The following is a 20,640-nucleotide window of genomic DNA, read 5'->3' on the forward strand; positions in this document are numbered from 1 at the left end:
CTCCTCTTTCATGTTTTGTTCCAAACCTCATCTTGTGGGTCAATGGCATTAGAGCGACAAGATAATGGAAGCCCCTCACAACCGAAAACAGTGCCGGTCTTTGAAACAGTGTCTTGTAGAGGAAAGGGCAGACCGGGTGGAACAATACAGGACCACGATCATTATAGGGTCACATGAATTAAGACATGCTGAAAAGTAAAGGGAAACACCATGCTAGGCACAATTCTCGTCATCATCCTCATATTGTTGCTGCTTGGGGCACTTCCGACTTGGGGTCATAGCCGCAACTGGGGCTATGGTCCGTCCGGCGGCTTGGGTTTGGTTGTGGTCATCATCATTATTCTGCTGCTTATGGGCCGTATCTGACGGTTATCCAGGCCAGGAAGAAGAGGAAGTTTTCATGAAAAAGACAGTGATTGCAGTCGCCATGCTCTTGCCGATGATTGCGTCTTGTACGCCGACGGAGCGCGGTGCCTCGATTGGTGCAGCATCCGGCGCGGTCATCGGTGGCGTTGCTACCAATTCGGTTGGGGGCGCTGCGGTGGGTGCCGTCGGCGGTGGTGTGATTGGCGCTTTGATTGGCCAGTCAACAGAGCGTCGTGGCTACTGCGTTTACCGTGACCGTTACGGTCGCCAATACGAGCGCCGTTGCCGCTAAGCGGCATAGATCTGAATGCTAAAAGCCGCCGGATCACTCCGGCGGCTTTTGTTTGTTGGGATAAGACAATCGCGGGTGGAGCAAAGCCGCTGCTGTCAGACGAAGAATTGGCCACCATTGGCGGAAATCGTTGAGCCGGTGATGAAACCGGCGTCATCGGAAGCGAGAAACACCACGATACGGGCAATTTCCTCCGGTTCGCCGAGGCGTCCGACCGGAATTTGCGGAATGATCCGCTCGTTCAAGACTTTTTCCGGGATCGCCCGGACCATTTCCGTGCCGATATAGCCCGGGCAAATGGCGTTGACGGTAATATTCTTCGCCGCACCTTCCTGGGCAAGCGCCTTGGTAAAGCCGAGATCGCCAGCCTTGGCGGCAGAATAATTGGCTTGGCCCATCTGGCCCTTCTGGCCGTTGATGGAGGAAATGTTGATGACGCGGCCAAAGCTGCGGTCGCGCATGCCCGTCCAGACCGGGTGGGTGACATTGAACAGACCGCTCAGATTGGTGCCGATCACATCGTTCCACTGCTCAGGCGTCATTTTATGGAACATGGCGTCGCGGGTGATCCCGGCGTTGTTGACCAGGATTTCAACCGGCCCGAGGGCCGCCTCGACGGCAGCAATGCCCTGCTTGCAAGCCTCGTAGGAGGAGACGTCCCATTTAAAGACCGGAATGCCGGTTTCGGCTTCAAATGCCTTTGCGGCCTCGTCATTGCCAGCATAATTGGCGGCAACCGTATATCCAGCTGCCTTCAATGCCGTTGAAATTGCTGCGCCGATGCCACGTGTTCCGCCGGTTACCAAAGCTACCCTGCTCATTCCAGTCTCCTCTCAATAAGTGTTTTCTTGTGTTGCGTCTCTCCGTTACCCCAGGGGGCAAGGAGTGACATCCCCCAATTCAATGGGTGTTTCTGCGAAATACACAGAGAACGCCAGTCACTACGGTTTGACGCCGGAAACATTGAACTGGAATGATGCAGGTAAAATATGGCCGGATCGGTTCCCGGCTCGTTTATTGTCTTGGCGGTGCGCATGCGGTCCGCTGCTGAAACCAGTTCCGTTGATTCCATCCGGCAAAAGGAAAGGGTGGCGATCAGGCGATACCCTCTCACCGTTTACGATATCAAAGCCCGATGGTTCCCCATCGGGCTTCTGGCTCGATAGGCTCAGAGACCTTCGATGCACATGGCAACGCCCATGCCACCACCGATGCACAGGGTCGCCAGACCCTTCTTTGCGCCGCGCCGTTTCATTTCAAACAGCAGGGTGTTGAGAATACGGGCACCAGACGCCCCGACCGGGTGGCCGATGGCAATGGCGCCGCCATTGACATTGACGATTGACGTATCCCAGCCAAGATCCTTGTTGACGGCGCAGGCCTGGGCGGCAAAGGCTTCGTTGGCCTCAACGAGATCGAGATCGTTCACGCTCCAGCCAGCCTTTTCAAGCGCCTTGCGGGATGCGGGGATCGGACCTGTGCCCATGATCTTCGGATCGACGCCAGCTGTGGCCCAGGAGGCGATGCGCGCCAAAGGCTGGATACCGCGACGGACGGCTTCAGCTTCGGTCATCAGCAGGGCGGCGGCGGCTCCGTCATTGATGCCAGATGCATTCCCGGCGGTGACGGTGCCTTCCTTGTCGAAAGCGGGACGCAGCTTGGTCATGCTGTCCAGGGTCGCACCTGCGCGGATATATTCATCGGCATCAACGATCACATCGCCCTTGCGGCCGGGCACAGTGACCGGGACGATTTCGTCCTTGAACCGTCCTGCGGCCTGGGCGGCTTCGGCCTTGTTTTGCGAGGCAACCGCAAAGGCGTCCTGCTCGTCGCGGGTCAACTGCCACTGGCGGGCAACATTTTCGGCGGTGACACCCATGTGATAGCCGTAGAAGGCATCGGTCAGGCCGTCCTTGATCATGGTGTCGATCATTTTCATGTCGCCCATCTTGGTGCCGGCGCGCAAATGGGCGCAGTGGGGGGCAAGCGACATGGATTCCTGGCCGCCAGCAATGATGATCGAGGCGTCGCCGGTGGCGATCTGCTGCATGCCGAGTGCCACGGCGCGCAAGCCGGAGCCGCAAAGCTGGTTCAGGCCCCAGGCAGTTTTTTCCTGCGGAATGCCAGCCTTCATGGCGGCCTGGCGGGCGGGGTTCTGGCCCTGGCCGGCGGTCAGGATTTGGCCGAGGATCACTTCGTCGACTTCGGCTGCCTCGATGCCGGCGCGTTCCAGCACGGCCTTGATTGCGGTCGCACCCAGATCATGCGCGGCAACGTTGGCAAATGCCCCGTTGAAAGAGCCAACTGCCGTTCGAGCCGCGCTGGCAATGACGATGGAAGGCGTAGACATGGGTATCTCCTCGATAGTGTTCTTTGCTGCGGCTGAGACTGTCAAAGCTTCCCTGAGAAGTCAAACTCAAAGCATTGGGAAATTTCAGTCTTTGGTTGCATTTCAGCGGATGGCTATCGCTGCTTTCGATAGCGCAATCCCGCGACGCACAAAGAGATTGTCACGCCCGTCGATTTGCGATTACACTTCCCTCTCAGGGAAGAGCAATAATAACGACATAAGCCGGGTTAGGAGACACAATGGCCAAGACCGATGGCGAAATCATCATTAAGAAATATGCCAATCGCCGCCTCTACAACACGGGGACCAGTACCTATGTAACGCTGGAAGATCTGGCCAAGATGGTAAAAAAGGGCGAGGAGTTCACCGTGCAGGATGCAAAATCCGGCGAGGATATTACCCATTCCGTCCTGACCCAGATTATTTTCGAGCAGGAAGCCAAGACCACCAATACGTTGCTGCCGATTTCTTTCCTGCGCCAGTTGATCAGCTATTATGGCGATCAGATGCAGATGGTGGTGCCGAGCTTTCTCGAACATTCGATGAAAGCCTTTACCGAACAGCAATCCCAGATGCGCGACCAGATGACCCGCGCTTTCGGTGAGACACCACTTGCCAAGAATTTACAGGCACCGATCCAGCTGATGGAGGAGCAGGTCAAGCGCAATACCGAGATGTTCCATCAGGCCATGCAGATGTTTTCGCCCTTCATGACGCCGACGCCAGCACGCGAGACGAAGCGGCCGGAAACCAAGGATATCGACGATCTGAAGGAGCAGTTGCGCAATCTGCAAACCAAGCTCGATAAGCTCTGACAACTGGTGCCGCAACGGCGTTGTGCAGGGGTGTTTTCCTGCACCGCGCGGTTTGTAATATCTGTAAAGGACGCTGCAAGCAGGCGGTTTAATCAAAAAATGGCAAAGAAAAAGGCCGGAAAAACCGGCCTTTTTTATATAGTCAGATAGAAAAAGCGCTTATGCGCTTTCCTTCGGCGTCAGAACCTGACGGCCGCGATACATGCCGGTCTTCAGGTCGATATGGTGCGGACGGCGCAGTTCGCCGGAATTCTTGTCTTCGACATAGGTCGGAGCCTTCAGACCGTCGGCAGAACGGCGCATACCGCGCTTGGACGGGCTTGTTTTTCTTTTTGGTACAGCCATTTCAATTACTCCACGTGACGGTCGAAAACCGATGAAACGGCCCTTTTGGAGCCGCACAATCACTCATCCGATCTTCGAATTTGGCGGCCTTATACATGCCGCCCAGGGGTTTGACCAGTCCCCGGCGGGATTTTTTTGACATCGTGCGGTCGCAAAACGTCGCCTCTGCCCGGCCTTTGCAGGCATCGAGCAATCGGTTCAGGCTTCGTCCTCCGGCACGATCCAGGGTTCGGCCAGGGCAGCATCGCGCCACTTGATCCAGGCGGGATGGGCCTGCATGCGATCCATATAGGCAAGACTAACCGGATCAGAGGTCAGTTGATAGGCTGAAAAACGGTTGACCACAGGTGCATACATGGCATCCGCAGCGCTGAAGGCACCAAACAGGAAAGGACCGCCGGAACGGGCCAATTGCTCGCGCCAGATGGTTTCGATGCGGGAGACATCCGCCATCACGGCTGCCTGTGTCTCAGGGCTGAAGGCAAGCGCCTGTGGCGGGCGACGGAAATTCATCGGGCAGGCATTGCGCAAGGCCCGGAAGCCAGCCAGCATTTCGAGCGAAATTGCTCGAGCAACAGCCCGGTCCGACTGCGCCGATGGCCAGATACCGCCATTGGGGAAAAGCTCGGCGGCATATTCAATAATGGCCAGCGATTCCCAGACCTTCACATCCCCATGCACGAGGACTGGCACCTGGCCGGTCGGCGATATGGCCTTGATGCCGGGATTGCCGGCTGGAAAGTCGAAGCGGATCAGCACCTCTTTGAAGTCGATCCCGGCTGCGGTTAGAGCGATCCAGGGCCGGAATGACCATGAGGAATAATTCTTATTGGCAATATAAAGGGTTAGGTTCGTCATCGGTTTTGTCTCCTGAAATGTCCACAATCATAACAGGCGCATACGGCTCAAAGCCAATGCCAAGTTTTGACATCACTTATCAATGCAGCTGATATATGGATCGGCACCCCGGGCGCGGCGTTCCACCATGGCAGCAAGCCGCCGTAGACCGGGGCCAGGCTTGCCAGCATTGCGGTCGATGGGATTGGGCAGGGAGACGGCGAGCAGGGCGGCCTGACGGGCTGAAAGCCGGGCGGCCGGGATTTTGAAATGGTGGAGTGCTGCGGCCTCTGCACCGTAAATGCCTGGTCCCCATTCAGCGATATTGAGGTAAATTTCCATCGTCCGGCGTTTCGACCAGACCTTATCGGCGGTGAGAGCCAGGGGGATTTCCATGCCCTTGCGGATGAAGGACCGGCTGTTCCACAAAAACAGGTTTTTCACTGTCTGCATGGTGATGGTGCTGGCGCCACGGGTTTCCTCGCCGTCCAGCGCATCGTCGATCACCGAGCGCATCTGCACCCAGTCAACGCCGCTATGGCTACAGAATTGCCCGTCCTCCGACATCATCACCGCGCGGATCAGATTGGGCGATATGCGCTCCAGCGGCACCCATTGCCGGTCATAGCCACGAAACAGAACGAGATCGGCCAGCATCAAGGTGGAAGGGGGGTGAATGAAGGGCAGCAGATAGAGCGCCATCAGTGCGAAAGGCAAAAGGGCAACAGCAAGCAGTGCCTTGGCTATTCGATGCAGCACCAGCCGCCGGTCTCCTTTTTCGCCCTCCTGGTCGAGGTGCTCGTCTTGTCCGGGCACAGTCGCGTCCAGAGGGTCGATAGCATCAGGTGCGTTGTCCGTCGTCAATCCTGTCACCTGCCCCGACGCCTGCTTGATTTGCGCATTTGTTTTCTTAGCCGTGAATAAGGCTAAGCGCCAGACCAAGGTACTTTGGCGGGCCGATACCCCACAGATAGTCCCCCATACTCATTGTATCTTGCGCCTTCTGAAGGCGCATGGCAAAGAGCAGCCGGCAAACCTGAGGCATGCGATGTTTGACGATCATCTCCGCGATACAGCCGCGCGCGTCCAGGCGCTGCTGACCGAGCTTTTGCAGCCTGAGCCTCTATCGGATGAAATCGCCAGGCCCGGTCAATTGCTGGCGGCAATGCGCCATGCCGTCCTGAACGGCGGCAAGCGGCTACGGCCATTTCTGGTGGTGGAAAGCGCCCGGCTGTTTCGCGGCCAGGACGATGCCGCCCTGCGGGTTGGGGCCGCGCTGGAATGCCTGCATTGCTACTCTCTCGTGCATGACGACTTGCCCGCCATGGATGACGACGATCTGCGTCGTGGTCAGCCAACTGTGCATATCGCCTTTGACGAGGCGACGGCCATTCTGGCCGGTGACAGCCTGCTGACTTTTGCCTTTGAAATCATTGCCGCGCCACAAACCACGCTGCCGGACGCCGCCAAGATCGCGCTGGTTCTGGCGCTGGCGCAGGCTGCCGGGCTTGGCGGCATGGCGGGCGGGCAGGCGCTGGATCTGGCTGCCGAGAAACACGCTCCAGATGAGACCGGCATCGTCACATTGCAGGCGATGAAAACCGGCGCGCTGTTGCGCTTTGCCTGCGAGGCCGGGCCAGTGATTGCCGGGGCGTCGGATCAGGACCGGCAGCGGCTGCGCCAATTTGGCGAGCTGATCGGTCGGGCGTTCCAGCTTGCTGACGATCTTCTCGACTTGACGGCTGATGCTGCGACCATGGGCAAGGCGACAGGCAAGGATGCCGGGCGCGGCAAGGGGACACTCGTCGCCCTCAAGGGCCAGGTCTGGGCGGAAGCCGAGCTGGATCGGCTGGTCGATCAGGCGGTCGCGTTGCTGTCTCCCTATGGCGAACGCGCCGCAGTGCTGATGGCTGCCGCCCGTTTTGTCGCCAATCGCAAGAATTGAATTGCCACTGTGACAGGTTTTCAGGTGCGGACTCTGGTTTGATGTTCTAGGGCTCACTGACCGTTATTCTCTCCTGAAAGCGCCTGACATGATTGCCGATCATTTTGCGCCGTTTTTCTCCGCCTATCTCGTCTATCTGGTGGCGGTGATCAGCCCCGGCCCGGCCAATATGGCGATTATCTCGACGGCCATATCGCAAGGGCGCAAGGCTGGTCTGGTGATTGCGCTTGGCATATTTGCAGGTTCTTTTACCTGGGCCATGGCTGCATCCTTTGGCCTTGCCGCGTTGCTGCATCATTACGGCCAGGCCCTCATCCTGCTGAAAATCGCCGGCGGGCTTTATCTTTTCTATCTCGCCATCAAGGCCGGAGTGTCTGCCTTGCGAAAACAACAGCCTGCCGGGGAGCAGGTCGGGGCGGTCAAGCGGGGCCGTTATGGGTCAATCTTTTTGCGCGGCTATCTCATTCACTTGACCAATCCGAAAGCGATTTTCGGCTGGCTGGCGATTATTTCGCTAGGCGTGCCAGTGGATGCCTCACTGGGGTCCGTGGTGCTCGTGGTCGGTGGATGTCTGGTGACCGGGTTTTCAGTCTTCTGCGGCTATGCTCTGGTGTTTTCGACCGCCCAGGCCGTGCATGTCTACAGGGCCAGCAGGCGCTATGTGGATGGCGTTCTGGCGCTTCTGTTCGGGGCGGCGGGTGTGAAAATGCTGACAACCAGCTTGTGACAACGCGCTTGTGACAGGCCAGCTTGTAACAAGAAAGCCGCCTTTCGGCGGCTTTCTTTATCTTTGAATGAACTGCGGCCTTGGCTGCGATCAATTGTCCTTGAGCGGTGAAATCGCCACTTCGACGCGGCGGTTCTGGGCGCGGCCTTGTGGCGTGGCATTGGTGGCAATCGGCTGGCTGGGGCCAAAGCCCATGGCAGACATGCGGCGTGGATCGACGCCCTGTGAGCCGAGATAGTCCAGCACGGATTCGGCGCGGCGCTGCGACAGATCCTGATTGTGCTGCAAGCCGCCGGTCGAGTCGGTATGACCGTTGACATCGACCAGGGTGCGGTTGAACTTCTTCAGCACGATGGCGACAGAATTCAGCGTTGGGTAGAATGGCGGCAACACCTGGTCCTGATCGGTCGGGAAGGTGATGTTGGACGGCATGTTGAGGATGATCCGGTCGCCCTGGCGGGTGACGGACACGCCGGTGCCCTGAAGCTGGGCGCGCAGTTCGGCTTCCTGATTGTCCATGTAACTGCCAATGGCGCCGCCTGCCAGCGCACCGATGCCAGCGCCGATCAGGGCGGCATTGCGCTTGCCGTGGCCGCCGCCGCCGACCGCCAGGCCGCCGAGCGCGCCCAGGCCCGCGCCAATCATCGCGCCACCGGCGGTGTTCGACATTTTCTGTTCGCCCGTATAGGGGTCTGTGGTGGTGCAGGCACTCAGATAGGTAGCAGTCAGGGCAAGAAGGATGAATTTCTTCAGCATCGGGATAGGGCTCCGTAGGTTCATTTCATCCTGAACATAGCAATTGCGGCAATATGAAGAAAACATCCCACCTGCTACAGAACTGCTTGCTGACAGAACGGCTCTCTTACTCCGCTGCCGACCGCTGACCGTAGCGTTTTTCGATATAGTCGATCACCAGAGTTTCGAAATCCTCGGCGATTTTCGGGCCACGCAACGTCAACGCCTTCTCACCGTCGATAAACACCGGTGCCGCCGGGTTTTCGCCGGTGCCGGGCAGGGAAATGCCGATATCTGCATGTTTGCTTTCCCCCGGGCCATTGACGATGCAGCCCATGACCGCGACATTCAGGCCTTCCACACCAGGGTATTTTTCCCGCCAGACCGGCATGTTCTTGCGGATATCGCTCTGGATCTTCTGCGCCAACTCCTGGAACACCGTAGACGTGGTGCGCCCGCAGCCCGGACAGGCAGCAACGACCGGGATGAACTGGCGAAAGCCCATGACCTGCAATAGTTCCTGTGCCACCTGCACTTCGCGGGTCCGGTCGCCGTTCGGCTCCGGCGTCAGCGAAACGCGGATCGTGTCGCCGATGCCCTGTTGCAGCACATAGCCCATGGCCGCTGATGAGGCGACAATGCCTTTCGAGCCCATGCCCGCTTCCGTCAGGCCCAGATGCAGCGCATGGTCGGAGCGCGAGGCCAGCATGGAGTAGACGGCGATCAGATCCTGAACCTGGCTGACCTTGGCTGACAGGATGATGCGATTGCGCGAAAGGCCGATCTCTTCGGCCAGTTCGGCAGACAGCAGCGCCGATTGGCAGATCGCTTCACGGGTCACCTGCCGGGCCGAGAGCGGAAAGCCCTTGGCCTGGTTCTCGTCCATCAACTGGGTCAGCAGTTCCTGGTCGAGCGAGCCCCAATTGACGCCGATGCGCACCGGCTTGTCATAGCGGATCGCCATCTCAATGATATCGGCAAACTGTTTGTCTTTCTTGTCCTTGAAGCCGACATTGCCCGGATTGATCCGGTATTTGGCCAGCGCCTCGGCACAGGCTGGATGATCGGCCAGAAGCTTGTGGCCGATATAGTGAAAGTCGCCGATCAAAGGGACATCAAGGCCGAGCCGCTCCAGACGGTCGCGGATTTTCGGCACGGCAGCCGCACTCTCGTCGCGGTCCACGGTGATGCGGACGATTTCCGATCCGGCTTTATGCAGGGCTGCGACCTGCGCCACCGTGCCGTCGATATCGGCGGTATCGGTATTGGTCATCGACTGGACGACGACAGGCGCGCCGCCCCCAACAATGACGCCGCCGACATCGACGGCCACGGATGCGCGGCGTGGTTTCGGGTCAAAGTCTTCGGCTGGCGCCATGGTGGTCATCCCGATCTTGCGGATAATTCGCTTTCAGGTGGATCAATCATGTTCGCTTGTCAACATCGTGACAGCGGCTTGTGTCGATCAAACTTGGGGCCGGTCGGCATGCCGGGCAAGGCCGGAGAGCAGCAAGGCAACCAGGATCAGCACTGGGAGCACGCGAAACACCAGCGCCAGCGACGTATGCTCGGCGACAAAACCGATCAGCGATGGGGCCACCAGAATACCGGAATAGCCCATGGCGCTGACCACCGACAGGCCGACGCCTGGTGCCATGCCCGGCAGGTTGCCTGCGGCAGAAAAGGCGATGGGAACCAGGTTGGAAATGCCGATGCCCATGATGGCAAAGCCGATGACGGCGGTCCATGGATCGGTAGCAAAGCCGGAAATGGCCGTGCCGATTATGGCGATCAGGGCGCAAATCCGCATGGTTGTCACCGCCCCCAGCCGGTCGCGGACGATGTCGCCGGCAAAGCGCATGATTGCCATGGTCAAGGAAAAGCCAGCATAGGCATAGCTTGAGGTGGCAATGGAGCCGCCCAGTTCATTGCGCAGATAAAACGCCCCCCAGTCGAGCACCGCACCTTCCGGGATCATGCAAAACAGTGCGACGAGGCCGAGAAGCCAGGGCAGCGGCGTCATCGGCAGACGCGCCTTGCGATGCTCGGCATCGGGATGGGGCTGGTCGTGAAGGGTGATCGGCCAGGCAGCAAACAGCATCAGGGCGGCGAGGACCGTGGCGACAAGACTATGCACCGTCGATCCGGCCATGGCCAGCAGCGGTCCGCCTATGCTGGCGCCAATCAGGCCACCGAGGCTCCAGAAGGCATGGCAGGACGACATGATCGAGCGCCCCATCTGTCTTTCTGTCTCGACCGCATTGGCATTCATCGCCACATCCATGGCACCCATGAAGCCGCCAAACAGGAAAATCGCCAGGGCCGCCAAGGGAATATTGGGCGCAACCGTCAGCAGGAGCAGCGTCGGTAGAAATATCAGCGCGCAGGCGAGCGTGACCCGGCGTGAGCCGTAGCGGGCGATCTGGGCACCAGCCACCGGCATGCAGGCGAGCGAGCCGAGCCCCAGAACGAGGATCATCAGACCAAGCTGCGCTTCGCTCAGGTCGAGATTGCGGGCAAATTCAGGCACTTTGGGCGCCCATGAGCCGATAATGAAGCCGTTCATCAGGAACAGAAGTGAAACGGCTAGACGTTCCCTGTTGAAAAATCCTTGCTGCATGTCTGCACTCCTCCGAATGCGCGAAAACTCTCTTAAATCGATTAGAGTTGCAAGCGCAGACCGGGTTTGCGCTGTCACGAATCGTATCTTCCTGTTGGGAATGTTTGTTCAGGTGGGTGTTGATACCGACATTGCAATTTGGCGGCTTCCTTTCAAAGGTCTAAAACCGCCATCCTTTTTGTCAAGAAACGACGGAACCGTCCATGAGGACAAAGGCACGAACGGTATTGGATAACCTGCTCATTTTAAGAGGAAATTCGGAGCGGGCATGTTGGTTTTCGCTCTCATATCCGGCAGCATCGAAGTGGTTTGCGGGGCGGGTTTCTCTCTGGCTGCCACGTCTCATCAGGTTAAAAAAATCGTTCTACGCCATAAGTTTCCGGCGTTTTTCTTTCATGAGGCGGAGGCCTGCCTATGTGAATCCTGATTGACGCCCCTATGTCGCTTCTCTAAGTGAAGGATAATTATATCTGAGGACATCTGAAAGGCTATCAGACCTCGCTAAACTGTTGAGATCCGTACGAATAGATGACAGTAGAGATTATAGGGCGTGCCTGCGTGGCACCGGGGGCAAGATCTCCCGAAGAGTTGTTTGATCTTTTGCGTGCCGGCGCATGCACTGTCTCGACCTTGCCCGGGGATCGTTGGGATATTGCACGCTACTGGCATCCAGAAATCGGTACGCCTGGAAAATATTACACCTTCGCTGCCGGTGTGATGGATGGAATCTATCAGTTCGATCCCGCCCTGTTTGGCATGTCGCGGCGCGAGGCGGCTTTTATGGACCCGCAGCAGCGCATCCTGCTGGAGTTGACCTGGCGGGCGCTGGAAGATGCCAATATCCCCGCCAACAGTTTGGCTGGCCAGAACGTCGCGGTCTATGTCGGCGCCTCCAGTTTCGACCATGCCAATCTGGCGGCGGAAGATCCGGCTGGTCCCGGTCCGCATTTCATGACCGGCAATACGCTATCGGTGGTCTCCAACCGTATCTCTCATGTCTTCGGCCTGAATGGTCCGAGCATGACGGTCGATACGGCCTGTTCGTCATCGCTGGTCGCACTCGATCACGCGGTACGCGCGATTGCGTCTGGCGAGGTTGACACCGCCATTGTTGCCGGTGTCAACGTGCTGGTCCATCCCCTGCCTTTCGTCGGCTTCGCGCAGGCGCGGATGCTGTCGATCGACGGTTTGTGCAAGGCCTATGCCAATGACGGTATCGGGTATGTTCGCGCCGAAGGCGGTGCCGTGCTGGTGCTGCGCTCCAGCGAGAAAGCCCGGCGCGAAGGCGACCGCAGTCACGCGACTATTGTTGCCAGCGGCACCAATGCGGCCGGGCGCACCAACGGCATTTCGCTGCCATCACGCGAAGCGCAGGCCGTTCTGCTGCGCGCCGTCTATGACGGCAATGGTCTCGACCCGGATCGGCTGGCCTTTATCGAAGGGCATGGCACCGGCACCAAGGTCGGCGATCCCGCAGAAGTCTGGTCGCTTGGCACGGTCATCGGCCAGCGCCGCAAGGAGCCGGTGTGGATCGGCTCGATTAAGACCAATATCGGCCACGCCGAACCCGCATCCGGCCTGCTTGGCGTGATGAAAGCGATGATGGCCTTGCAGCACGACCTGCTGCCAGCCTCGCTGCATTTTAATGAGCCGAATGACACGATTGATTTCGATGGGTTGAACGTCCGGGTTGCCTCGCAGGCCGTTGCACTGGCACGTGATGGTGCGCCGCGCCTTGCCGGGATCAATTCCTTTGGCTTTGGCGGCGCCAATGCGCATGTGGTGATTGCCGATCCGCAGAGACCTGATTTGGCGCAAGACGCGGCTAATCCAGCCGGTGCCGGTCGCTTGTTCATGGCCAGCGCCCATTCTCAGGAAAGCCTGAAAGCGTTGCTGGACAGTTACGACAAGGCCTTTGCGGCAGCTGGAAGCGATGGTGATCTGGAAGACCTGATCTCGGCTGCCGCTTCAAACCGTGCGCCGCTCCGGCACCGCTTCGTTGCCAGTGGCAGCGCGGATGCCATCGTCAAGGCAGTGCGGGAACGGCTTGCCACAGCGAAGACCGGCGGCGAAATCGGTGAAGCCTCGTCGCGCAACGGTAAGCTCGCGTTTGTGTTTTCTGGCAATGGCGCTCAATGGGCGGGCATGGGCCTCGATGCCTACCGGGCAAATGCCCGATTCCGCGAGAGCTATGAGCGGATCGCCGCGCTGTTTACGGCGCATTCGGACCTTGACCTCGTTGCGGCACTGACCGATCCGGATCTGGAAGCCCGATTGAAAGATACCAGGCTTGCCCAGCCCATGCTGTTTGCCATCCAGGCCTCGCTGTCGGATGCGCTGCAACTTGCCGGTCTGGTGCCGGATGCTGTTTACGGTCATTCGGTCGGTGAAGTTGCTGCCGCCTATGTATCGGGTGCGCTGTCGCTGAAGGATGCCGTCTGTGTGATCGCCAAACGGTCGCAGCATCAGGCGGTGTTGGCCGGTGAAGGCACGATGGCGGCCCTTAAGCTTGGCGAGGCCGATGCGCGCGCCATGCTGGCCGAGCTTGGCTTTGATGACCTGACGATTGCCGCGATCAATGCACCCAATTCGGTGACTGTGTCGGGTCGTGAAGACGCAGTCCGGGCGCTGAGGGAACATGCCCGCAAGCAGCGGGTTCCAGCCCAGGTGCTGGACATTGATTATCCCTTCCATCATCCGCTGATCGATAAGGCGAAGGCTGCTTTTTCGGCCGATCCGCCGCTGATTACCCCGCGCCAGACCACCCTTCCATTCATCTCCACGGTGACGGGCGAGCAACTGGAGGGCACCGCGCTAACCTCGGATTACTGGTGGAAGAATGTCCGTCAGCCTGTGCAGTTCCAAGGGGCGACGGAGGCAGCTATCGCGCTTGGTTGTAGCGTGTTCGTTGAAATTTCTCCGCGTGCGATCCTTGGCGGCTATGTGTCGGAAACGGCGCAGCATGTGTCGTCGACGGTTGCCGTCAGTGCCAGCCTTAGCCGTGAGGCTCTGGATGAGACGGTCGACCCGGTGGCGCGGGCTTTGGCGCGCGCTGTCGCCAGTGGCGCCAAGGTGGATGAGGCCAAGGTCTTCGGTCCGCGTCGCGCCGATATCGTCCTGCCGGGCGTGCCTTTCGAACGGGCGGATCTGCGACCGGAGCCGACCAGCGACCGCGTCGATCTCTATGGCCGGTTCGGCCAGACGGCCTATCGGTTAAGCGGCTGGCGAGTCGATTTGAATGGCGGGCATTGGAAAAACCATCTCGACGCGCATCTATTTCCGGATCTGGCCGAACATGTGGTCGATGGCCGCGCTATATTGCCGGGCAGTGGTTTTGTGGAAATTGCCATTTCGGCGGCGCAGGCGCATTTCGGCTCCGACCAGCTTGAGATCAGCAATGTCGAGATCATGCGACCGCTGGAATTGAGCGACAGCCGGATCGTCGAACTTTCCACGCTGATTTCCGCCGCGACCGGCGATCTCCAGATCCGCTCACGTGAGCGGCTGAGCGATGACGACTGGACGGTCAATGCGGTTGCCCGAGTTCGTAAACTCACGGCCTCCGAACTGGACGATGCAGTGGATTTCGACCTGTCCAGCCCGACATCGGAGCTGGATAAATCTGCCGCCTATCGGACGGCGCGCAATTTCGGCCTGGATTACGGGCCGCGATTCCAGTTGCTGGAAAAAGCGATCTGCCATGGCGAGCGGCTTGTCGAGGTGTTCCTGAAACCGGCAGCCGCGCCGGGCCACCCGTTGCTGCGCTATAATCTCAACCCAATGTCGGTTGATGCGATGTTCCACGGGTTGGTGGCGCTGTTTGGCCGCTTCAGCGGCGAGCAGGGCGGAGCGCCTTATATTCCCGTGCGTTTCGGACGCGTCCGCACGCGGGTTCTCGGTGTTCCCGTCCATCGGGCGGTGATCGAGATCGAGCGGATCAGTGATAGTTCGATCAAAGCCAATTTCCATCTCTATGGTGAGACGGGCGAGCGGATCGCCAGCTTGAGCGATAGCCGGTTCCGACGCACCTATCTGAAACAGCATAAGACGCTTGACGGTCTTGCCTATCATTATGAAACCATCGCGCTACCTCTGGTGAAAGATCAGGGTGTGGCCCTGGTTGCACCGTTGGGCGATGTTTTCGCCTGTCAGGAACGTGAGCTGGACAATGCCACGGTGCTGATCCAGGCCTGCGTGCTCAGCGCCTTCTATGCGCTGGCCGAGCGCCTTGCCGGTCAAGATCGGCGCGTGTCGCTGGTCGATCTGCCGGGCGATGTGCGGTTGCGGCGGTTCTTGGCCAATGCCCTGCACAGTCTGACCGATAGCGGCTTTGCCCAGTATGCGGATGGCAGCTGGACGATTGAAGATGGCAGCGATCTTCCGCCCGCTTTCGAGCTGATCGGGGAACTCTATCGGGATTTCCCGGAACGCACCGTTGAACTGGTGATGATCAATGACGTGCTGACAGCCGTCAATGAATCGCTCAATCAGCCTGCAGGTGTTGTGGACGAGGTTCTGGATTGGGACGGGGTGATCAGCGAAGCGACGCTGGACCATTTCGCCGTTCATTCCACGCTCGCCACCGAGAGTCATAGGGTGTTGTTGAAGGCGGTGGTCGACTGTCTTTCGACGCTGGATGCCGATGCGCCGCCGCTGGTGGTCGAGCTTGGCGCCAGCTCGCTTCATCTCAGCCGCAAGCTCGCCGATCTGGTTCGTGCGGCTGGCGGCAATCTGGTGATTTACGAGCCTGAGGCAGGCCTGCGCCGCAATCTGGAATTGTCTTTCGAGGCTGATCCGCGCGTCACTGTCGTGGACGCAAAGGGATTGGACCAATTTTCGCTGCTGAAAGCGCCGGTCGATCTAATTGCCAGCGCCCATGCCGATCTTTGCCGCTTGCTGGATGGTGAAATGCTGGCACGGCTCAGCCATGGGGCCTTGGCCTCGGCGCGCCGCCTTGTCGCCGTGCAACCAGCGCCCGGCCTATTGCATGATTTCGCCTTCGGTCTGCTGGATGGCTGGTTCGACAGGACGGTTTCGGAGGAATTTCCGCTCGGCCGATTTGGCGGTAGCGAAGATTGGATGAAATCCCTGCAACAGGCCGGTTTTGCTGCGGCCCATGCCCGGCAATTGCAGGTGGATGGCGGTAGCCTTATCGTGGCGGAAGCCCAGGGCCGGGCTGACGTGGCTGAGCCATATGATGCGACGCGTCAGGACGGTGGGTCGGTGGACGAGGTTGTGGCCAGCGGGCCGGTGATCATCGTTCATGAAAAAACTGCGGATCTTGCCCGGCTTTCGGCGGCAGCAAGAGCGCTTGGTGGTTCCCAGGTGTCTTTGCTGTGTCTGTCAGGCAGCTTTGAAACGGACAGGTCGATGCTGGCCGACGCACTGGGCAAGGCTGGACCAGCCTTGGGCGGAATGGTCTGGCTGATGCCGGATACCGATGCGGCTGTGGATGGATCGCTGCTGTTGCAGGACCGGGTCGGCGCTCTTAGTGCGCTGGCCATGGCGCTTGGCGACGTTGCGGTATCGGCGGCTGTTGCTGCTAGGAAGCTCCCTGTTACCCTGGTGCTGCCCGGCGGCGCGCCCGTTACCGGCATTACCGGCAAGCCCATCACCGGCCTTGCCGGCAAGGATATGGCCCGCTCCAGTCACGCCGGGCCTGTCAATTCAGGCCTTTGGGCCTTTGCCCGTGTGTTGCGCAATGAGTTCGACCTGTTCGACATGCAGGTCGTCGATACCGGACCCTCCAGCAATACGCTGGAAATCATGCTGGACTGGGGCATGCGCCTGCTGGCCGCCAAGGGCGACAACCGCGAATGGCTGGTGGAGCCGGAAACCGGGCGGATGGCTGAGATTCGTGCCGTGCCTGGTCCTGCCTCGCTGACGGCGCAGCGTACCGATGCTTTTGAGGCGGCAGTCATTCGCCAGCAGGTGCCGTCGCAGGTCGCCAGCATTCGCTGGGAAAGCTGCCCGGTCCCAGTCATCGGCCCGACCGAAGTGCTGGTGAAGACCGCAGCGACAGGCTTGAATTTCCGCGACGTGATGTGGGCCATGGGCCTGCTGCCGGAAGAAGCGCTTGAGGACGGCTTTGCCGGGGCCTCCATCGGCATGGAATTTGCCGGTGAGGTGGTCGCTGTCGGCGCCAAGGTGAGCGATCTTGCCCTCGGGGACAAGGTGATGGCAATCGCCGCTGCGGCTTTCGGCACCCATGTCAAGGTTGAGCGGGCTGGCGTGGCCAAGCTGCCGGATGGCGTGGACCCGGTATCGGCGGCGACCATTCCGGTGGTCTTCCTAACGGCTTATTATGCCATTCACGAGCTTGGGCGGGTGCGCCCGGGCGAAACCATCCTCATTCACGGTGCCGCTGGTGGCGTTGGGCTTGCAGCCTTGCAGGTCGCCCGGCATTTCGGCGCCAAGATCATTGCCACGGCAGGCACCGTCGAAAAGCGGCGCTTCCTGGAAACGCTGGGGGCGGACCATGTGTTCGATAGCCGCTCGCTCGGTTTTGTCGGCGATGTGCTTGACGTGACCGGCAGCGAAGGTGTCGATCTGGTGTTGAACTCGCTGTTTGGCGAGGCGATGGAAAAATCCCTGTCGCTGGTTAAGCCGTTCGGGCGTTTCCTGGAGCTTGGCAAGCGCGATTATTACGCCGACAGTAAGATCGGCCTGCGGCCATTCCGTCGCAATGTCAGTTATTTCGGCATTGACGCCGACCAATTGCTGGTCCTGCATCCCGATCTGTCGCGCCGCATGCTGGCCGAGATCGGCGGCCTTTTCGAGCAGGGCGTGTTCACGCCATTGCCGTTCCGCGCCTTTGAGCATGACGAGATCGGCGATGCCTTCCGGCTGATGCAGAATGCTGGCCATATCGGCAAGATCGTCGTGCTGCCGCCTGTTGCGGGTCGTGACCGCGTGGCGGTGAAGTCTGCGCGCCGGATGGTGGTCGATGCGGATGGCATGCATCTGGTGGTCGGCGGTATCGGCGGTTTCGGCCTTGCCGCAGCCGATTGGCTGGTAGAGCAGGGCGCGCGCCATATCGTCTTATCGACGCGGCGCGGGCTGGTTGATGCCGAGACGCAAACCGTGGTCGACCGTTGGGCCAAGCAGGGCGTAACGGCTTATATTCGCGGCTGTGATGTTACCAGCGAAGCGGCCTTGTCGGCGCTTTTGACTGAGCTTCGTGCCATTGCGCCGTTGAAGACCGTTATCCATGCGGCGATGGTGCTGGATGATGCCTTCGTCTCCAACCTGACGCGGGCGCGAAACCAGCCGGTCATCGACGTCAAGGCCAAGGGTGCAGCCCTTCTGGACCGGTTGACCCGGCAGGATTGCATCGACAATTTTATCCTGTTTTCGTCGATCACCACCTATGTCGGCAATCCCGGCCAGGGCAATTATGTCGCTGCCAACGGCTTCCTGGAAGGTTTGGCGCGGGCGCGCCGCGCCGAGGGGCTGGCTGGTCTTGCCGTCGGCTTCGGGGCAATCGGCGATGCCGGTTATCTGGCCCGTAATGCGCAGGTTAATGAACGGCTTGGACGCCGGATTGGCAAGACGGCGCTGGATGCCCGCGATGCGCTGTCGGCGGTCGGGCGCTATATTGCTGCCGATACTGGCTCCGTCGATGCAGCTGTGGTGATGATTTCCGAATTCGACTGGGCTGCCGCGCATTCGCTTGCCGTGGTCAACGAACCCTTGTTTTCGCTGATCATGCGCCGCAGCAACCAGCATGTTGGCAGCGGTGAGGGTGGCGAGATTGATTTGGTGGCGCTGATCGACGGCAAGGCACCGGCTGCGGCCCAGGATGTGCTGTTTTCGGTGCTTGCCGGTGAAATTGCCGATACATTGCGGGTGCCCAAGGAAAGCATCGGGCTGAACAGTGTGCTGAAGGATATCGGGCTGGACAGTTTGATGGCTGTCGAGCTGGGGATGAATTTCGAGCAGAATACCGGCTTTGACATTCCCCTCAGCAGTCTTGCCGACAATGCCACTGTCGGCGATCTGACGCGCCGCCTCTATGAGAAGGTCAGCCTGCGCGGACGGACGGGCGACAAGGACGAGGCGATACCGCAAGACAGTAAGATCATGGACGATCTGCATCGTCGCCACAGTGGGCAAGACCAGTAAAACTGGCCCAGTTTTTGCCGTCCGTTACGCCGTTGTTCATGTTTGTGTTGATAAACATCGTTCTGTTCGGCATAGGTGATAGACGATTGACTAAAATTCTAGGGTTTTCTGCGGATGAATGAGAACAAGCGTCAGGATCTGCTGGCCCGTATGCGTGGCGTACAAAAGGATGTGGACCGGAGCCGGGCCAGCCGCAGCCAGCAGAGCGTGTCGCGCAGCCAGCCTGGTTTTGCCGAACTGCCTGAATATAAGCAGGTGGTGATGCAGAAGCTTGTCAGCGAGCAGCTGAACATGCCCAATCCGTTTTACCGGGCGCATGAGAGCGCTTCCGGGGCAACGGCTGATATCGACGGGCGCGCCTATGATAATTTTGCCTCCTATGACTATCTCGGTTTGAACAGCGATCCGCGCATTCGCGACGCTGCTATGGCCGCCATCGACCAGTTTGGTATTTCGGCGTCTGCCAGCCGGCTTGTTGCCGGTGAGCGCACCATTCATGCTGAGCTGGAAAAGGCCTTTGCCAAAAATTACCAGACCGAGGACGCTATCTGTTTCGTCAGCGGCTATCTGACCAATGTCACCACCATTGGCAGCCTGATGGGGCCGAAAGACCTGGTGATCCATGACGAGTTCATTCACAACAGCGCCCTGACCGGCATCAAGCTGTCGGGCGCCAATCGCCGCTTCTTCAAGCATAATGACATGGCGGATCTGGACCGTATTCTTGCGAGCCTCGCCCCCCTGCATGAACGGATCCTGGTGATCTCGGAGGGCATTTTCTCCATGGATGGGGATGTTGCCGATCTGCCGGGCCTTCTTGCCTTGAAAAAACAGTATAATTTCTGGCTGATGATGGACGAGGCCCATTCGCTGGGCGTACTTGGACAGCGTGGCCACGGCATTTTCGAACATTTCAATCTCGATCCCGCCGATGTCGATATCTGGATGGGGACGCTGTCGAAAACCACCTGTAGCTGCGGCGGCTATGTTGCCGGCAGCGAAGCGCTGATCACGCTGTTGAAGGCGCAGGCTGGTGGTTTCGTCTATAGTGTCGGCCTGGCGCCAGCGCTCGCGGCGGCAGCCATCGCCAGCCTGTCGGTGCTGGACGAGGAGCCGGACCGGGTAGAGGCTTTGCGTCGCAACAGCCAGCTTTTCCTGGAACAGGCCAAGCTGCGGGGTCTTGATACCGGTCTGAGCGAAGGTTTCTCGGTGGTGCCAGTGATCGTTGCGGATTCGGTGCGCGCTGTGCAGCTTTCCAATGAACTGTTCGAGGCGGGCATCAATGCTTTGCCGATCATCTATCCGGCGGTGCCGGAAGGCTTAGCGCGCCTGAGGTTCTTCATCACCAGCGCCCATACGCCCGACCAGATTACCCGCAGCGTGGACAAGGTGGCGGACATTCTGGATCGGCTGAAGGCCGAGAATTTCGGCATGGGCTCGATGGATGTCCAGAAGGTCATGCTGCAATTGGCGCAGCGCTGAAG

At 59.3% G+C, this 20,640-nt stretch carries 15 protein-coding genes; 7 read left to right on the forward strand and 8 right to left on the reverse strand.

Annotated elements, in window-relative coordinates; genetic code table 11:
- Nucleotides 1-210 precede the first annotated feature (210 nt).
- Both IEI95_RS26760 and IEI95_RS26765 read left to right on the forward strand, forming a co-directional pair.
- A complete protein-coding gene (locus IEI95_RS26760) occupies nt 211-366 on the forward strand; it encodes a DUF3309 family protein (protein WP_015917565.1) in 156 nt (51 codons plus the stop codon).
- Nucleotides 367-400: 34 nt separating this feature from the next.
- Nucleotides 401-658, forward strand: coding sequence for a YMGG-like glycine zipper-containing protein (locus tag IEI95_RS26765; RefSeq protein WP_041697274.1), 258 nt, complete (start codon nt 401-403; stop codon nt 656-658).
- A gap of 95 nt (nt 659-753) precedes the next feature.
- Here IEI95_RS26765 and IEI95_RS26770 read toward each other — a convergent pair whose 3' ends face one another.
- Nucleotides 754-1,479 carry a beta-ketoacyl-ACP reductase gene (locus IEI95_RS26770; RefSeq protein WP_156531689.1) on the reverse strand — a complete coding sequence of 242 codons (726 nt, stop codon included), beginning with the start codon at nt 1,477-1,479 and terminating at the stop codon, nt 754-756.
- A 347-nt stretch (nt 1,480-1,826) separates the two neighbouring features.
- On the reverse strand, nt 1,827-3,008 hold the full coding sequence (locus IEI95_RS26775; protein ID WP_041697271.1) for an acetyl-CoA C-acetyltransferase: 1,182 nt from the start codon (nt 3,006-3,008) through the stop codon (nt 1,827-1,829).
- Nucleotides 3,009-3,247: 239 nt separating this feature from the next.
- Here IEI95_RS26775 and phaR point away from each other — a divergent pair, with 239 nt between their 5' ends.
- On the forward strand, nt 3,248-3,823 hold the full coding sequence (gene phaR / locus IEI95_RS26780) for a polyhydroxyalkanoate synthesis repressor PhaR (RefSeq protein ID WP_015917562.1): 576 nt from the start codon (nt 3,248-3,250) through the stop codon (nt 3,821-3,823).
- Between the two features lie 159 nt (nt 3,824-3,982).
- On the opposite strand, the gene rpmF is transcribed toward phaR, so the two are convergent.
- The 3 genes from rpmF to mtgA all read right to left on the reverse strand — a co-directional run bounded on the left by rpmF (nt 3,983) and on the right by mtgA (nt 5,767).
- Nucleotides 3,983-4,168: a 50S ribosomal protein L32 gene (gene rpmF / locus IEI95_RS26785; RefSeq protein ID WP_007604390.1), complete on the reverse strand. Its 186-nt coding sequence runs from the start codon at nt 4,166-4,168 to the stop codon at nt 3,983-3,985.
- A 198-nt stretch (nt 4,169-4,366) separates the two neighbouring features.
- Nucleotides 4,367-5,026: a glutathione S-transferase family protein gene (locus IEI95_RS26790; protein WP_156531690.1), complete on the reverse strand. Its 660-nt coding sequence runs from the start codon at nt 5,024-5,026 to the stop codon at nt 4,367-4,369.
- A gap of 72 nt (nt 5,027-5,098) precedes the next feature.
- Complete coding sequence (gene mtgA, locus IEI95_RS26795; RefSeq protein WP_156531876.1) at nt 5,099-5,767, reverse strand: monofunctional biosynthetic peptidoglycan transglycosylase; 669 nt, start codon at nt 5,765-5,767, stop codon at nt 5,099-5,101.
- Nucleotides 5,768-6,053: 286 nt separating this feature from the next.
- Here mtgA and IEI95_RS26800 point away from each other — a divergent pair, with 286 nt between their 5' ends.
- Together IEI95_RS26800 and IEI95_RS26805 are read left to right on the forward strand one after the other, a co-directional pair.
- Complete coding sequence (locus IEI95_RS26800; RefSeq protein ID WP_156538255.1) at nt 6,054-6,950, forward strand: polyprenyl synthetase family protein; 897 nt, start codon at nt 6,054-6,056, stop codon at nt 6,948-6,950.
- 88 nt (nt 6,951-7,038) lie between these two features.
- Complete coding sequence (locus IEI95_RS26805) at nt 7,039-7,677, forward strand: LysE family translocator (RefSeq protein ID WP_156531692.1); 639 nt, start codon at nt 7,039-7,041, stop codon at nt 7,675-7,677.
- Between the two features lie 90 nt (nt 7,678-7,767).
- Here the strand turns inward: IEI95_RS26805 and IEI95_RS26810 are convergent, their stop codons facing one another.
- The 3 genes from IEI95_RS26810 to IEI95_RS26820 all read right to left on the reverse strand — a co-directional run bounded on the left by IEI95_RS26810 (nt 7,768) and on the right by IEI95_RS26820 (nt 11,032).
- A complete protein-coding gene (locus tag IEI95_RS26810; RefSeq protein WP_156531693.1) occupies nt 7,768-8,433 on the reverse strand; it encodes a YiaD family glycine zipper/OmpA-like lipoprotein in 666 nt (221 codons plus the stop codon).
- A gap of 106 nt (nt 8,434-8,539) precedes the next feature.
- Nucleotides 8,540-9,790 carry a flavodoxin-dependent (E)-4-hydroxy-3-methylbut-2-enyl-diphosphate synthase gene (gene ispG / locus IEI95_RS26815; RefSeq protein ID WP_156531694.1) on the reverse strand — a complete coding sequence of 417 codons (1,251 nt, stop codon included), beginning with the start codon at nt 9,788-9,790 and terminating at the stop codon, nt 8,540-8,542.
- Between the two features lie 87 nt (nt 9,791-9,877).
- Entirely contained in the window at nt 9,878-11,032 is a 1,155-nt protein-coding gene (locus IEI95_RS26820; RefSeq protein ID WP_156531695.1) for an MFS transporter, read from the reverse strand.
- A 528-nt stretch (nt 11,033-11,560) separates the two neighbouring features.
- On the opposite strand from IEI95_RS26820, the gene IEI95_RS26825 reads away from it, so the two are divergent.
- Together IEI95_RS26825 and IEI95_RS26830 are read left to right on the forward strand one after the other, a co-directional pair.
- Entirely contained in the window at nt 11,561-19,156 is a 7,596-nt protein-coding gene (locus tag IEI95_RS26825) for a type I polyketide synthase (RefSeq protein ID WP_194417217.1), read from the forward strand.
- Nucleotides 19,157-19,270: 114 nt separating this feature from the next.
- A complete protein-coding gene (locus tag IEI95_RS26830; RefSeq protein WP_156531697.1) occupies nt 19,271-20,638 on the forward strand; it encodes an aminotransferase class I/II-fold pyridoxal phosphate-dependent enzyme in 1,368 nt (455 codons plus the stop codon).
- The last annotated feature ends 2 nt before the right edge of the window (nt 20,639-20,640 follow it).

The organism is Agrobacterium vitis, from assembly GCF_014926405.1.
GTDB lineage: Bacteria > Pseudomonadota > Alphaproteobacteria > Rhizobiales > Rhizobiaceae > Allorhizobium > Allorhizobium vitis_H.